This is a genomic window from Aeromicrobium sp. SORGH_AS_0981, assembly GCF_031453195.1.
Taxonomy (GTDB): Bacteria; Actinomycetota; Actinomycetes; order Propionibacteriales; family Nocardioidaceae; genus Aeromicrobium.
The window spans coordinates 1634319-1648489 of the sequence record NZ_JAVIZD010000001.1 but is presented as its reverse complement, the minus strand read 5'-3'; the positions used below and the strand labels follow the sequence as shown (position 1 = coordinate 1648489).

14 protein-coding genes and 1 pseudogene are annotated in these 14171 nt (G+C 72.2%); 5 read left to right on the top strand and 10 right to left on the bottom strand.

Translation table 11 applies throughout. From position 1 onward, the window contains the following. The first annotated feature begins 50 nt into the window (after positions 1–50). On the top strand, positions 51–1883 hold the full coding sequence (gene nhaA / locus QE370_RS08450) for a Na+/H+ antiporter NhaA (protein ID WP_309634086.1): 1833 nt from the start codon (positions 51–53) through the stop codon (positions 1881–1883). 99 nt (positions 1884–1982) lie between these two features. Here nhaA and QE370_RS08445 read toward each other — a convergent pair whose 3' ends face one another. From QE370_RS08445 to QE370_RS08435, 3 genes are all read right to left on the bottom strand, one after another. Then, the gene (locus QE370_RS08445; RefSeq protein ID WP_309634085.1) at positions 1983–2156 is read right to left on the bottom strand and encodes a CsbD family protein; all 174 of its coding nucleotides are present in this window, start codon (positions 2154–2156) and stop codon (positions 1983–1985) included. A gap of 120 nt (positions 2157–2276) precedes the next feature. Then, entirely contained in the window at positions 2277–2450 is a 174-nt protein-coding gene (locus QE370_RS08440; protein ID WP_309634084.1) for a CsbD family protein, read from the bottom strand. A 143-nt stretch (positions 2451–2593) separates the two neighbouring features. Then, on the bottom strand, positions 2594–3385 hold the full coding sequence (locus QE370_RS08435) for a TetR/AcrR family transcriptional regulator C-terminal domain-containing protein (protein ID WP_309634083.1): 792 nt from the start codon (positions 3383–3385) through the stop codon (positions 2594–2596). Positions 3386–3539: 154 nt separating this feature from the next. Between QE370_RS08435 and QE370_RS18190 the strand changes: the two are divergent. Then, positions 3540–4571 (top strand): annotated as a pseudogene (locus QE370_RS18190) (DUF222 domain-containing protein); the annotation flags it as partial. Between the two features lie 795 nt (positions 4572–5366). Here the strand turns inward: QE370_RS18190 and QE370_RS08425 are convergent. The 4 genes from QE370_RS08425 to QE370_RS08410 are packed head-to-tail and all read right to left on the bottom strand — an operon-like array spanning position 5367 to position 8363. Further along, on the bottom strand, positions 5367–6143 hold the full coding sequence (locus tag QE370_RS08425) for a type III pantothenate kinase (RefSeq protein WP_253021696.1): 777 nt from the start codon (positions 6141–6143) through the stop codon (positions 5367–5369). Beyond that, a complete protein-coding gene (panD, locus tag QE370_RS08420; protein WP_253021694.1) occupies positions 6140–6607 on the bottom strand; it encodes an aspartate 1-decarboxylase in 468 nt (155 codons plus the stop codon). The genes QE370_RS08425 and panD overlap by 4 nt, the downstream gene beginning before the upstream one ends. A 2-nt stretch (positions 6608–6609) precedes the next feature. Next, on the bottom strand, positions 6610–7458 hold the full coding sequence (panC, locus tag QE370_RS08415; protein ID WP_309634081.1) for a pantoate--beta-alanine ligase: 849 nt from the start codon (positions 7456–7458) through the stop codon (positions 6610–6612). Further along, on the bottom strand, positions 7455–8363 hold the full coding sequence (locus tag QE370_RS08410) for a DUF2520 domain-containing protein (RefSeq protein ID WP_309634080.1): 909 nt from the start codon (positions 8361–8363) through the stop codon (positions 7455–7457). Before QE370_RS08410 ends, panC begins: the two co-directional genes overlap by 4 nt. Positions 8364–8535: 172 nt before the next feature. Here QE370_RS08410 and ilvA point away from each other — a divergent pair, with 172 nt between their 5' ends. The 3 genes from ilvA to QE370_RS08395 all read left to right on the top strand — a co-directional run bounded on the left by ilvA (position 8536) and on the right by QE370_RS08395 (position 12742). Further along, positions 8536–9825, top strand: a complete 1290-nt coding sequence (ilvA, locus tag QE370_RS08405; protein ID WP_309634079.1) for a threonine ammonia-lyase IlvA — start codon at positions 8536–8538, stop codon at positions 9823–9825. A 32-nt stretch (positions 9826–9857) separates the two neighbouring features. After that, positions 9858–11534: a DUF885 domain-containing protein gene (locus QE370_RS08400; RefSeq protein ID WP_309634078.1), complete on the top strand. Its 1677-nt coding sequence runs from the start codon at positions 9858–9860 to the stop codon at positions 11532–11534. A 203-nt stretch (positions 11535–11737) separates the two neighbouring features. Beyond that, positions 11738–12742, top strand: a complete 1005-nt coding sequence (locus QE370_RS08395) for an IS481 family transposase (protein WP_309634077.1) — start codon at positions 11738–11740, stop codon at positions 12740–12742. Here the strand turns inward: QE370_RS08395 and QE370_RS08390 are convergent. The 3 genes from QE370_RS08390 to folB are packed head-to-tail and all read right to left on the bottom strand — an operon-like array spanning position 12739 to position 14164. After that, positions 12739–13227, bottom strand: a complete 489-nt coding sequence (locus QE370_RS08390; RefSeq protein WP_253027094.1) for a DUF3180 family protein — start codon at positions 13225–13227, stop codon at positions 12739–12741. The genes QE370_RS08395 and QE370_RS08390 overlap by 4 nt on opposite strands. Next, positions 13227–13790, bottom strand: a complete 564-nt coding sequence (folK, locus tag QE370_RS08385) for a 2-amino-4-hydroxy-6-hydroxymethyldihydropteridine diphosphokinase (RefSeq protein WP_067854409.1) — start codon at positions 13788–13790, stop codon at positions 13227–13229. The genes QE370_RS08390 and folK overlap by 1 nt, the downstream gene beginning before the upstream one ends. Beyond that, positions 13787–14164, bottom strand: coding sequence for a dihydroneopterin aldolase (gene folB, locus QE370_RS08380; protein ID WP_253027095.1), 378 nt, complete (start codon positions 14162–14164; stop codon positions 13787–13789). The genes folK and folB overlap by 4 nt, the downstream gene beginning before the upstream one ends. Between the last annotated feature and the right edge of the window lie 7 nt (positions 14165–14171).

Genomic DNA, 14171 nt, shown 5'->3' with positions numbered 1-14171 from the left:
GGGGTCCCTCGTCCGGGCGTGATCCCCCGACGCCCTGGAAGGATGAGCCCGTGAGCGACCCCGACACCCTCACCGAGTCCCGCGCCACCCGGCTGCGGCGTGGTCTCGCCGACGCCGAGACCGAGCAGGTCGGCGCGGCGCTGCTGCTGGTCGCGACGCTCGCCGCGATCGTGTGGGCGAACCTCGGCAGCGGCTACGACGCGTTCTGGCACACCGACGCGCGCGTCGCGGTCGGCGGGTGGTCGATGGGGCTCGACCTCTACCACCTGGTCAACGACGCGCTCATGGCGTTCTTCTTCTTCGCGGTGGGGCTGGAGGTGAAGCGGGAGCTGACCATCGGCGAGCTGACCGACCGCTCCCGCGCGATCGTGCCGGCGACGGCCGCCCTCGCGGGCCTCGTCGTGCCGGCCCTGGTGTTCCTGCTCATCGCGCGCGACTCCGGACAGGCGCACGCGTGGGGCGTCGTCATCTCGACCGACACGGCCTTCCTGGTGGGCGCGCTCGCGATCATCCGGCCGCAGCACCCCTCGCGGCTGCGCGTCTTCCTCCTGACCCTCGCCGTCGTCGACGACATCGGTGCGCTCACCGCGATCGCCGTCTTCTACACCGACGAGCTGCACGTCGCGCCGCTGCTCGTGGCGCTCGTCGCGCTCGGGCTCATCGCCCTCGTCCGGCTCATGCCGTCCGGCCGCGGGCCGCTGTACGCGGTGCTGTCGGTCGTCGTCTGGTTCGGGCTGCACGAGGCCGGTGTGCACGCCACCCTCGCCGGCGTGGCCGTCGCGCTGCTCATCCCCGTCGCCGCACCGCGCCAGAACGACGTGGAGCGGGTGGTGGAGCTGACCCGCGCCTTCCGCCAGTCGCCGAACCCGGCCTACGCGGCCGCAGCGGGGCGCCAGCTGCGCGAGTCGATCTCGATCAACGAGCGGCTGCAGCGCTCGTTCGCGCCGTACGTGGCGTACGTGATCCTGCCCGTCTTCGCGCTGGCGAACGCCGGGGTCGTGCTCGACGCCGAGACGCTGCGGCGCTCGATGTCGTCGTCGCTGTTCTGGGGCGTGGTCGCCGGCCTCGTCGTGGGCAAGCTCGTGGGCATCACCGGGGCCACCCTGCTCGCGCAGCGGTTCAGGCTCGGCGTGCTCGCCCCAGGCCTGACGATCGGCAGGGTCGCGGGCGGCGCCGCGCTGTCGGGCATCGGCTTCACCATCTCGCTGCTCATCGTCGGCATCGCCATCGACGACCCTGCCGCGCAGGACGAGGCCAGGGTCGGCGTGCTCGCTGCGTCGGTGCTCGCCTTCGTGCTCGGCGCGGCCGTGCTGCGCGCGCTCGACGCCCGGCGTCCCGTCGTCCCGCCGGGCACCGTGCTGCTGCGCCCGTTCGACCCGCGCCGCGACCACTACAAGGGGCCGGCCGACGCACCGCTCGTGCTCGTCGAGTACGGCGACTTCGAGTGCCCGTTCTGCAGCCGAGCCACCGGCATGGTCGACGAGGTCATCGAGCACTTCGGCCGCGACGTCGTCTGGGTGTGGCGGCACCTGCCGCTCCACCAGCACCACCCGCACGCCGAGCTCGCAGCCCGCGCCTACGAGGCGGCGCACCTCCAGGGCCGGCACTTCGACTACGCGCGGCTGCTCTGGGCCCACCAGGACCAGCTCGAGCGGCTCGACCTCCTGCGCTACGCCGACGAGATCGGGCTCAACCTCGTACGGTTCGAGGCCGACCTCGACGCCGACGACGTGCTGCGGCGGGTGCGCGAGGACGAGGACGACGCCGACCTGATGGACGTCGCGGCGACGCCGACGTTCTTCATCGGCACCGAGCGGTACGACGGTCAGTGGGACGCGCCGACCCTCATCGCCGCGCTCGACGCTCGTCGCCCCACGCCCTGATGCCCTCAGGTCCTGCGCGTCGCAGGCCCGGGACGCGAAGAAGCCCGGTCACCGCTCACGCGGTCGACCGGGCTTCTCGCAGTGCGTGCGAGGGGGACGTCACTTCTTGAAGGCGTCCTTGATGTCCTCGCCGGTGTTCTTCAGCGAACCCTTGGTCTGGTCCTTCTGGCCCTCGGCCTCGAGGTCCTTGTTGTCGGTGGCCTTGCCCACGGCCTCCTTGACCTCGCCGGTGACCTTCTCAGCGGTGTTCTTCGCCTTGTCGATGAAGCTCATGGTGATCCTCCTTGGATCGGTGGGGTGACAACTGAAACGCTACGGCGGCTGCGGGGGGCGGCAACTCGAGGTGACGGTGACGCCGAACTCCTCAGAGAGTTCTCAGTACCCGCGGGCCGCTCACTTCGTGAAGGCGTCCTTGATGTCCTCGCCCGTGTTCTTGAGCGAGCCCTTCGTCTGGTCCTTCTTGCCCTCGGCCTGCAGGTCCTTGTCGTCGGTGGCCTTGCCCACGGCCTCCTTGACCTCGCCGGCAACCTTCTCGGCGGTGTTCTTGGCCTTGTCGATGAAGCTCATGTCGTCCTCCTGAGTCGGTGGGTGGGGAGCCGATCTGTTCGGCTTACGTTGTAAACCTTACGCCGTAAGGCGGAGGCCGCAACGTGAGCCGGTGAGACGTCGGTCACGACGTGCTGCGGCGCGTGGACACGGGCCGCGCGACGTCACTGCGCCAGGCGCGAGGCGATCCCGTCGAGCATCTCGGCCAGCGCGCGCTCGAACTCCTCGGCGTAGCGGTCGGCGGCGAGCCGGGCGGCGTGGCGGTGGATCGTCGGATAGGCCTGCTCGTCGACCATGCCCGCGGGGTCGATCACCTGCTCGGGCGTCGACGCCTCCGCCACGGCGTCCTGCTGGTCGGCGTCGCGGGTCGGGGACAGCCCACCGGGGACCGCCTCGGACGCGTCGGCCCCCGCAGCGAACGACCCGTCGCCGTCCTTCGGGTCGCGCAGCGTGCGCGCGCCCGTCTCCATGAGCAGGTAGCCGAGCAGGAAGCTGTTGAACGACCGGTAGGCGAACACGACCTCCTCGTCGTCGAAGCCCTCCGCCTCCAGCGCCTCGAGGACCGACTCGATCCACGCCAGCGACCGCAGCGGCGGGTTGATCCACGGAGCCTGCGACGGCCGCGTGGCCACGACCGGGAAGGCGTGGGGATGGGCCAGGGCGTAGCGGCGCACGCCGCGCGCGAGGCGCTCCAGGTAGTCGCGCCAACCGTGCTCGGCCGTCCGCAGCACCTCGGGGTCGGCGTCCAGCTCGGCGACCACCAGGTCGACGACGGCGTCGAGGAGGTCGTCGCGCGTGCCGACGTGCTTGTACAGGCTCATCGCCTCGACGCCGAGCCGCTTGCCGATCGCCCGCATCGAGGCGGCGCCCACACCCTCGTCGTCGATCAGCGCGAGCGCCTCCTCGGCGATCCTGCGTCGGCTCAGGCGGCCACGCTGCGACGTCGGGGGAGGCATGGCGGCATGCTGCCACGCGGGCCGCCGGACGACGAGCCGAGGCAGGCTCCGCGACGACGTCGACAACCTCCACACTCTCGATGTTTTATCGAACACGTACTTGCTTCATGCCGATTCTGTTCGATAGAATCCGGGTACGACCTCAGGGGGAAGCATGGCCGTCACCGCGCACGAGACCCATCCGGTCGACGCGTGCGTGCAGACGGCCCGGGAGGTCTTCGGTGGCCTGGCGACCAGCGCCTGGGACGCCTTGACCCCGGCGGAGGTGCGGCGCCTGCTGGCCGAGCTCGGACGTCTGGAGTCCCAGGTCGCAGCGCACAAGATGGCCGCCGCGCGGGTCCTCGACAAGGCTCGGCAGGCTGCGCGCGACGGGGGTCGCGCCGGCACCACGGCGACCTCGACCGGGTCGACGATCTCCATCGACTTCGGCGGCGATCGCACGGGTGCCGACGCGCTGGTGAACACGGCGAACCGGATCGAGGAACAGACCAGCCACACCGAGGCCGCACTGGCCGGCGGTGACATCTCGGCCAAGCAGGCCGACGTCATCTCCCAGGCACTCTCGTGGTTGCCCGAGGACGTCACCGAAGATCAGCGCGACACCTGCGAACGCACCCTGCTCAAGGACGCGCAGAAGCTCACCCTCAAGGACCTGCGAGCACGGGCTCGGCGGATCACCGAGACCTACAAGACCTCCGAGGACGACGTCGATGCCGACGAGGACGAGCAGCTCCGTCGCCAGGAGGCAGCCGCCCGCGCCAAGACCAGCTTCTCGATGTGGGACAACCGCGACGGCACCCACACCGGACGGTTCACCCTCCCCGAGGCACAGGCCACCATGCTCAAGACCGCCCTCGACGCCCTCGCCGCACCCCACCAGAGCGTCGGCACCGTCAACGCCGCCACCGGCGAGCACGACGACGTGGGATTCGGCCAGTCCTACCCGCAGCGGCTCGGGCATGCCTTCGCCGCGTTGGTCGAGCTGCTGCCCGCGGACCGGCTGCCCTCCAACGGCGGCGTCAGCGCCGTCGTCACCGTCAACCTCGACCTGAGCACGCTGATGGGCGGCCTCAAGGCCGCCGGACTCTCCGACGGCACCCGGATCTCCGCCGAGCAGGCCCGCCGGCTCGCGTGTACCGCCCAGCTCGTGCCCATGGCCCTCAACGGCAGGTCACTGCCTCTGGACCTCGGATCGGCGAACCGGTACTTCAACCAGTCATCGAGACGAGCGATGGAACGCCGGGACGGTGGCTGCACCGCACCCGGCTGCGACCGCGACGCGAGATGGTGCGAAGCGCACCACCTCACGCCCTACTCCCTCTCCGGCACCACCGACATCCGCGACGGCGCACTCCTGTGCACCTTCCACCATCATCGCGTCCACGACCAGGGCTGGACCGGCCGCATCAACCCCGACGACGGCCACGTCGAGTGGAGACCACCCGGCGCCACCACCTGGCAACGCAATCACCGCTGGCGACCCTCACCCGCCCACCACGCGACCTGCCGCTGGTCGAGTAGTCCGAGCGAGCTTGCGAGGCTCGGACTACTCGAGACCATCCGGGAACGGATCGGCGCGACCCCATCCCCAGCGTCCGCTGAGAGTGGTCTCGATACGCCCGACCGAACCCCCGTCGCCAGCGACACGGTCCGCTGGTCGAGTCGTCAGGACCCGCGAGGAACGAGCGTGGTCCGGACGTATCGAGACCACCCGGCAACGGCTCAGCGCGAGCCAACCCCCAGCGACCGCCCAGAGCGGTCTCGACACGCCCGACCGAGCCCCCGCCACCAGCGACACGATCCGCTGGTCGAGTCGTCAGGACCCGCGAGGAACGAGCGTGGTCCGGACATATCGAGACCACCCGGCAACGGCTCAGCGCGAGCCAACCCCCAGCGACCGCCCAGAGTGGTCTCGATACGCCCGACCGAGCTCCTGCGTCGCCGGTCGGCCCACTCGACCAGCGAGACCTCCGCTGGGGGGTCAGTGGTTCTTCTCGTGCACCAGACGCAGACCGGTGAGGGTCAGCCACGGGTCGCGCGTCGTGATGCTGGTGCAGTGGTCCAGGACGACGTCGGCGTAGGCGCCGGTCGCGATCACCGCGACGTCGTCGGGGTCCGCCCCCAGCGACTCGATGATGCGGTCGACCATGCCGTCCACCAGCCCCGCGAAGCCGTACACCGCGCCCGACTGCACCGCCTCGACGGTGTTCTTGCCGATGACGTCGCGCGGGACCGCCAGCTCGACGGCGCGCAGCTGCGCGCCGCGGCGAGCCAGGGCCTCCAGCGACAGCTCGACCGCCGGCGCGATCGCGCCCCCCACGTAGCGGTTCCGCTCGTCGACGACGTCGAAGATCGTCGCGGTGCCGTTCATGTCGACCACGACGGCCGGCCCGCCGTACACCTCGGCCGCGGCGAGGGCGTTGACGATGCGGTCGGCACCCACCTCCCGCGGGTTGTCGGTGTGGATGGGGATGCCCGTCTTCACACCGGGGCCGACGATCGAGACCGGCAGGCCCGCGTAGTAGCGCTCGAGCATCGCCTTGAGCTCGACCTGGATCGACGGCACGGTGCAGCACATCGCCACCGCCTCCACGTCGGCCAGACCAGCGGCGCGCACGAACCCGTGCGCCAGCAGGTGCCACTCGTCGGCGGTCCGCTGCGTCTGCGACGACACGGTCCAGTGCTCGACGAGACGGTCGCCGTCGAACGCGCCGATGACGGACTGGCTGTTGCCGACGTCGAGCGCCAGCAGGGTCACCGAGCCCCCACCGCCTGCGACCCCGCGGCCCCGCCGTGCGACACCAGCGGGTTCTCCACGACGTCACCGCGGACGAGACCGGACCCCGGCAGCGCCTCGGCCGGGTCGGAGCCCGTGCCGATCACGCGGTTCTCGGAGTCGACGAACACGACGCTCGGCTGGAACTCGCGCGCCTCCGCGTCCTCCATCTGCCCGTAGGCGATGAGGATCACCAGGTCGCCGGGGTGCACCAGGCGGGCGGCGGCACCGTTGATGCCGATGACGCCCGAACCGCGCTCGCCGGCGATCGTGTAGGTCACGAGCCGGGCGCCGTTGTCGATGTCGACGATGTGCACGAGCTCGCCGGGGAGCAGGTTGGCGGCGTCGAGCAGGTCGGCGTCGACGGTCACCGAGCCGACGTAGTGCAGGTCGGCCTGCGTGATCGTCGCGCGGTGGATCTTCGACGTCATCATCGTGCGGAGCATGGTCAGGGTCCCTTTCTGAGCACCACGGGCTGGTTGTCGAGCAGGCGCGTGGTGCCGACCCTGGCTGCCACCAGGATCCGCGCCTCCCCCTCGTACGTGTCGTCGACGGCACCGAGCAACGGGTCGGTGACGACGAGGTAGTCGACGTCGACGCCGTCGGCGGCGTCCAGCACCTCGCGGGCGGCCTTCAGCACGGCGTCAGCGCCGACCGTCGCCTGCTCGACCCCGGCCCGCAGGGCGCGGGACAGGGCCAGGGCGTGGTCGTGCTGCTCGGGCGTCAGGTACGCGTTGCGCGAGCTGAGCGCCAGGCCGTCGGCCTCGCGGACGACCGGGTGGCCGACGACCTCGACGTCGAGCACGAGGTCGCGCACCATGCGGCGCACGAGCGCGAGCTGCTGGAAGTCCTTGTCGCCGAAGACGGCGACGTCGGGGCGCACCAGCGCGAACAGCTTCGCGACGACGGTCAGCACCCCGCGGAAGTGGGTCGGTCGGGCCGCGCCCTCGAGCACCTGCCCGAGCGGGCCGGGGTCGAGCGTGACGGCGTCGTCCAGCCCCCCGGGGTAGACCTCGTCGACGTCGGGCGCGAACACCACGTCGACGCCCTCCTGCGCGCAGACCCGCAGGTCGGCGTCGAGGGTGCGGGGGTAGGCCTCGAGGTCCTCGCCCGGCCCGAACTGCGTGGGGTTCACGAAGATCGAGACGACCAGCGTGTCGCCGAGGGGGCGGGCGTGCCGCATGAGGCGGGCGTGGCCGTCGTGCAGGGCGCCCATCGTCGGCACGAACGCGACGCGGCCGGCGTCGGCGAGCGCCGTGCGCAGCTCGGCCCGGGTGCGGGCGACGACGGGCGTCACCGCACGGGCCCGGTCACGCGGGGCCGCTCGTCGAGCGCGGCGTCGAGGACGGCGGCGGTGGCCGGGTCGAGGCGACCGTCGGCGGCTGCCCGCTCGGTGGTGGCGTGTGCCATGGCCACGTAGGCGTCGCGGGTCGACGACGGCTCCGCGGCGAGCGCGTCGACGTGGGCGCGGACCGTGGTGACGTCACCGCGCGCGATCGGGCCGGTGAGCGCGGCGTCGCCGAGGTCGAGCGCGTTGTCGAGGGCGGCCTCGAGGAGTGGACGCAGGATGGTCGCCGCCTCGGCGCCCGCACCGATGCCCTGGAGCAGGTCGCGCGCCTGCGCGACGAGGGTGACGAGGTGGTTCGCGCCGTGGCTGAGCGCGGCGTGGTAGCGCACGCGGTCGGCGTCGTCGATCCACACGGGCGTGCCGCCCAGGACCGCGGCGAGGTCCTCGGCCAGCTCTCGCTCGGCGTCGGCGGCGGTCAGGCCCATCGCGCACCCGCGGCCGAGGTCGACGGCCGAGCCGGTGAACGTCATGGCCGGGTGCAGGGCGACCGCGCGGGCGCCGACGCGTGTGGCGGCGCTGAGCGCGTCGAGCCCGTGCCGTCCGCTGGTGTGCACGACGACCTGGCCGGGTCGCAGGACCGTCGACAGCTCCTCGCAGACCGCCACGAGCGCATCGTCGGGGACGGCCAGGACGAGCACGTCGCAGTCGGCGGCGACGTCGGCCGCGGTCCGTACCGGCACCTCGGGGACGAGCGTGCGGGCCCGCAGCAGGGACGCCTGTGAGCGGGCGCTGATGCCGACGACGGAGCGACCGGCGGCGTGCAGGCGCGCGGCGACGACGGAGCCGACGCGGCCGGCGCCGACGACACCGTAGGTGTGCGGGCGCGCGGGTGCGTGCGGACGGGGGTGCGTCATGGTGGTGCCTCTCGTTCCAGTCCCGCGAGCGGGTACCAGACTGTTGACGGCCTCAGTCTACGACCGGGCGCGCAGGCCGCACAGGGGGCGGGAGGTGTCCCGGGTCACACGGCCCGGGCCGGCCTGCACGGGTGCTGCGGTGCGTCGCCGGGCAGTCGGGTAGACAGGCTGCATGAGCACGGACGCAGCACACCCCCGCGAGACCGCGGCCCGGGTGACGGCCGACGACGTCGACGCCGCCGCCGAGCGCCTCGCCGGGGTCGTCTCCACCACGCCCGTCGAGCGCAGCGTCCGGCTCAGCGAGCGGACCGGCGCGCACGTGTGGCTGAAGCGCGAGGACCTCCAGGTGGTCCGCTCCTACAAGGCGCGGGGCGCCTACAACCTCATCGCCCAGCTCGACGCGCCGGCCCGCGCGGCGGGCGTGGTGACGGCGAGTGCCGGCAACCACGCCCAGGGCGTGGCCTTCGCGTGCGCGGCGCTCGGCGTCCGCGGCCGCGTGCACCTGCCGCGCACGACGCCGCGCCAGAAGCGCGACCGGATCGCGTCGATCGGCGGCGACGCGATCGAGATGATCCTCGACGGCGAGACGTACGACGACGTGTCGGCCGCGGCCGCCGACGAGGCGCTGCAGGGCGCGACGCTCGTGCCGGCGTTCGACGACCCGCGCACGATCGCAGGCCAGGGCACGGTGCTGCGCGAGGCGTTCGACCAGCTCACCGCACTGGGCGAGCCGCTCCCCGACGTCGTCGTGGTCCCTGTCGGCGGGGGCGGCCTGCTCGCCGGCAGCGTCGCGTGGTTGCGCGAGCGGCACCCCCACGTGCGCGTGGTGGGCGTGGAGCCCGCGGGCGCGACGTCGATGGCCGCGGCACTCGAGGCCGGCGAGCCGGTGACCCTCCAGACGATCGACACCTTCGTCGACGGCGCGGCCGTACGGCGGGTCGGTCGGCACACGTTCGACACGGTGGCCGGGTCGGCGCCGACCATGCTCTCGGTCCCGGAGGGCCGTATCTGCAGCGAGATGCTCGACCTGTACCAGAGCGACGGCATCATCGCCGAGCCCGCGGGCGCCCTGGCGACCGCCTCGCTCGGTGGGGTGCTGGAGGTGGAGCCCGGGTCGCGCGTGCTGTGCATCCTCTCCGGCGGCAACAACGACGTGAGCCGCTACGCGGACGTCGTCGAGCGGGCGCTCGTCCACGAGGGCCGCAAGCACTACTTCCTGGTCGAGTTCCCGCAGGAGCCGGGCGCGCTGCGCCGCTTCCTCGACGAGGTGCTCGGCCCCGACGACGACATCACGCTGTTCGAGTACGTCAAGCACTCCAACCGCGAGACCGGACCCGCGCTGGTCGGCGTGGAGCTGAGCCGCGCCGAGGACCTCGCGGGCCTGCTGGAGCGCATGGACGCCGCACCCCCGCGCATCGAGCGGATCGAGAGCGAGAGCCCGCTGTTCCGCTTCCTGCTCTGACCGAGAGCACGACCCCGAGGAGAGGACGACCGATGACCGACACCACGCACGAGGGCCCGGCTGCGCGGACACCGTCGGCGGTCGACGCCGTCGCCGAGGAGTGGCTCGACACGATGCTCGCGCTGCAGCCGGAGTGGCACGTGTCCCTCGGACGACCCGGTCGCGAGGGCGAGTACACCGACCTCTCCCCCGACGGGCACGCCGCGTTCGCCGACGCCGCGCGCGCCGCCCGACGCCGGCTCGACGACGTGCCGGTCGTCGACGCGGTCGACACGGTCACGCACGCGGAGCTGGTGCGGGTGCTCGACCTGACGCTGGAGGAGCACGCGGCGGGCTCGTGGCGCAGCGACCTGAACGTCATCGCGTCGCCGGTCCAGGGCGTGCGCGACGTGTTCGACCTGATGCCGCGCGACGGCGTCGACGACTGGTCGCACGTGGCGACGCGTCTGTCCCGCGTGCCGGCGGCGCTGGCGGGCTACGTCGAGTCGCTGCGCGAGGGTGTGCGCGCGGACGACACCCCGGCGCGTCGCCAGGTGGTCGAGGTCGCCGAGCAGGCCCGCCGCCAGGCCGCGGCCGGCGCGTTCTTCGACGCCCTCGCCGCGTCGGCGGCAGGAGCTGGGCTGCCGGACGCCCTGCTCGCCGACGTGCGGCGCGGGGCGGACGGCGCCCGCGCGGCGTACGCGGACCTGGCGGGCTTCCTGCGCGAGGAGCTGCTGCCGGCGGCGCGAGAGCGCGACGCGTGCGGTCGCGACCGCTACGCCCTCGCGTCGCGCGGGTTCCTGGGCGCCGAGGTCGACCTCGACGAGACCTATGCCTGGGGCCTGGAGGAGCTCGAGCGGATGGTGCGCGAGCAGGAGGCCGTCGCCCGCGAGGTGCTGCCGGGTGCCACGGTCGCGGAGGCGGTGGCGCACCTCGAGTCGTCGCCGGAGCACCGGCTGGTCGGCACCGACGCCCTGCAGGCGTGGATGCAGGAGACGAGCGACCGCGCCGTCGAGGAGCTCGGCCGCACCCACTTCGACGTCCCCGAGGTCATGCGCACCCTCGAGTGCCGCATCGCCCCCACGCAGGAGGGCGGGATCTACTACACGCCACCGAGCGACGACTTCGCCCGGCCGGGTCGGATGTGGTGGAGCGTGCCGGAGGGCGTGACCGAGTTCGACACGTGGCGCGAGCTGACGACCGTCTACCACGAGGGCGTCCCGGGCCACCACCTCCAGTGCGGGTACGCGGCCTGGAACGCGGCCGAGCTGAACGCGTGGCGCCGTGGCGCGCTGTGGACGTCGGGCCACGGGGAGGGCTGGGCGCTGTACGCGGAGCGTCTGATGGCCGACCTCGGCTACCTCGACGCGCCCGCCGACCGGCTCGGCATGCTCGACGGCCAGCGGATGCGCGCGGCCCGCGTGGTGCTCGACCTCGGCGTCCACCTGGAGCTGCCCCGTCCGGACGGCCAGGGCCCCTGGACGGCCGAGTACGCCTTCAACTTCATGGCGCAGCACGTGAACATGAACGAGCCGTTCGTCCGCTTCGAGGTCAACCGCTACCTCGGCTGGCCCGGCCAGGCCCCGAGCTACAAGGTCGGGCAGCGGATCTGGGAGCAGGTGCGCGACGCCTGGGTCGCGACCCACGGCCCCGACCTGCGCACCTTCCACCGCCGCGCCCTCAGCCTCGGCTCCGTCGGCCTCGACACCCTCCGGTCCGCGCTGGCCTGACGGCGCGCCACGTCCCCGCGACCTCCCCGCGATCTGTGGAGTTCTCGACGAAAGCTCGTCACGTTTCCGTCATCAAGTCAACAGAACACGAGGACGGGGACGGCTAGGTGTGATGTCCAGGGACGTTGTTTCTCTGGATAGGTGAAGGCCTCCGGGGTGAGAGTGGAGCTGTCTAGGTTCCGTTCTCTTCCCAGGAGGCCTTCGTGGTCCACGCTAACGCTGCTCTGACTCCTCGTGCTCGGCTCCGGCTGGCTCGGTTGATCGTGGAGGACGGTTGGAGGCCCGCTGACGCGGCGAAGATGTTCATGGTCTCGACCGTCACGGCCCGCAAGTGGGCGAACAGGTTCCGCTGCGAGGGGCCGGCTGGGATGCTCGACCGGTCCAGTCGTCCGCGGACGTGTCCGCATCGCACATCCGAGCGGGTGAAGCGCCAGATCGTCTCCCTGCGGTGGCGACAGCGCCTCGGGCCGGTGCAGATCGGTGGCCGGCTCGGCCTCGCGCCCTCGACCGTCCACGCGGTCCTGGTGCGGTGTCGGATGAACCGGCTCAGTCACATCGACCGGGTCACCGGTGAGCCGATCCGCCGCTATGAGCACCCGCACCCGGGATCGCTGATCCATGTCGACGTCACCAAGTTCGGCAACATTCCCGACGGCGGCGGCTGGCGCTACGTCGGCAAGGCCCAGGGTGACCGCAACCGGGCGGCGACCGTGCTGCGCACCGGGGCACCACGCAGCAAAACCCACGAACCGCTCATCGGGACGGCGTTCCTGCACACCGTCATCGACGACCACTCCCGCGTCGCCTATGTCGAGGTCTGCACCGATGAGAAAGCCGTCACCGCGATCGGTGTCCTGCGCCGGGCCGTTGCCTGGTTCGCCGAGCGCGGTGTCACCGTCGAACGAGTGTTGTCCGACAACGGCAGCTGCTACCGCGCTCACGCCTGGACACAGGCCTGCACAGACCTCGGGATCACCCCGAAACGGACACGGCCCTACCGGCCCCAGACCAACGGCAAGATCGAGCGCTTCCACCGCACCCTGGCCGAGGGGTGGGCCTACGCCCGCTTCTACAGCTCAGAGACCGAACGCCGAGCCGCCCTGCCCGGCTGGATCCACTACTACAATCACCACCGGCCCCACTCAGCCATCGGAGCACTGCCACCCATCAGCAGGATCGCCAACAACCTGCCTGGACATCACAGCTAGGCCGGCGTGGCGGCGCCGGGGGGCGCGTCGTCGTCCTCGTCGTCGGGCTGGGGGAGGTGGAGGGCGCGCTCGAGGACGAGCGCGGCGACGAGGAGCAGCAGGCCCGCGACGGCGGCTGCGGCGCCCTGGAGGACGCGGTCCTGCCCGAACATCGTGTCCCAGTCACGGACGAACGAGAGCGCGACGCCACCGTAGGCGCCCAGCGACAGCCCACCGACGATGCAGCAGGCCTTCGCGAGGGCCAGCAGGGTCATGGCGTGCTGCGACGTCATGCGCTCCTTGCGCCGGTGCAGGCTCTGCCAGGTGCTCCACGCGATCAGCGCGACGATGACGGCGAGGCCGAGGAGCAGCAGCGTGACGAGCCAGCCCGGGCGAGGCGGCGAGGCACCGAGACGCACCGACACCGGCCTGATGGCCGAGCCCACCAGCAGCCCGAGGGCCACGAGGGCAGCGACGTGGACGGCGGTCGTCCGTCCCTCGGTCATCACAGAAGGATCTCGAGGTCCTCTCGCCGGACGACGCCGGTCGTGTCGACGTCGCCGACGAGGTCGGCCACGAAGCCCTGTCCCGGGATCTCGCCCTCGGGGTCGATCTCGAGCCACGGCAGCAGCACGAACGCGCGCTCGTGCGCGCGCGGGTGCGGGAGGGTGAGGGTCTCGTCGTCGGCGACCCGGTCGCCGACGACCACGAGGTCGACGTCGAGGGTGCGCGGGGCGCCCGGCTCGGAGCGCTCGCGGCCGAAGGCGTCCTCGATCGCGTGCGCGCGGTCCAGCAGCGTGTGCACCGTGAGGGTCGTGTCGATGAGGACGACCGCGTTGAGGAACGGTCCGGAGCCCTCCGGGGCGCCGACGGGCTGCGTCTCGTAGACGGAGGAGACGGAGACGACCTGCACCTCGGGCGTGTCCTCGAGCGCGGAGACGGCGCCCTGCAGCCGGTTCAGACGATCCCCGAGGTTGGAGCCGATCGAGATGACGGCCTGGCGGATGGGACGCATCCCGCCCGTCATGGTGTCGGCGTCCAGCACGTAGGGCGTGGGCGATTCGGTCACTGGTGGCTCCGCTCTATCGTCACGCTGACGTCGGAGAACGTCACCGCGATGGGCGCTTGGGGCTTGTGCACGGTCACGCTCGCCCACTCGACGGACGGGCGTGCCAGACACCAGTCCACCATACGGAGCGCAAGCGTCTCAATCAGGTCCACCGGCTCCCCCGTGAGCACCGCGAGCACGTGGTCGGCGACGTCGGCGTAGCTGACGGTGGCCGTCAGGTCGTCGCTGCGACCCGCCGCGCCGAGGTCGAGGCCCAGGCTCACGTCGACGACGAAGGTCTGGCCGAACGCGCGCTCGTGCTCGAGCACGCCGTGGTGCCCGAACGCGGTCACGCCGGTCAGGTCGATGCGATCGAGTCCCTCCGGACAGGTCATCGGGTGC

What these genes read in the sequence shown, in the direction of transcription:
- QE370_RS08435 (WP_309634083.1), bottom strand. Translation starts at nt 3,385, where the DNA reads ATGCCTCCCCCGACGTCGCAGCGTGGCCGCCTGAGCCGACGCAGGATC.
- folB (WP_253027095.1), bottom strand. Translation starts at nt 14,164, where the DNA reads ATGACCTGTCCGGAGGGACTCGATCGCATCGACCTGACCGGCGTGACC.
- QE370_RS08440 (WP_309634084.1), bottom strand. Translation starts at nt 2,450, where the DNA reads ATGAGCTTCATCGACAAGGCCAAGAACACCGCCGAGAAGGTTGCCGGC.
- QE370_RS08400 (WP_309634078.1), top strand. Translation starts at nt 9,858, where the DNA reads ATGACCGACACCACGCACGAGGGCCCGGCTGCGCGGACACCGTCGGCG.
- QE370_RS08410 (WP_309634080.1), bottom strand. Translation starts at nt 8,363, where the DNA reads ATGACGCACCCCCGTCCGCACGCACCCGCGCGCCCGCACACCTACGGT.
- ilvA (WP_309634079.1), top strand. Translation starts at nt 8,536, where the DNA reads ATGAGCACGGACGCAGCACACCCCCGCGAGACCGCGGCCCGGGTGACG.
- QE370_RS08445 (WP_309634085.1), bottom strand. Translation starts at nt 2,156, where the DNA reads ATGAGCTTCATCGACAAGGCGAAGAACACCGCTGAGAAGGTCACCGGC.
- panD (WP_253021694.1), bottom strand. Translation starts at nt 6,607, where the DNA reads ATGCTCCGCACGATGATGACGTCGAAGATCCACCGCGCGACGATCACG.
- QE370_RS08390 (WP_253027094.1), bottom strand. Translation starts at nt 13,227, where the DNA reads ATGACCGAGGGACGGACGACCGCCGTCCACGTCGCTGCCCTCGTGGCC.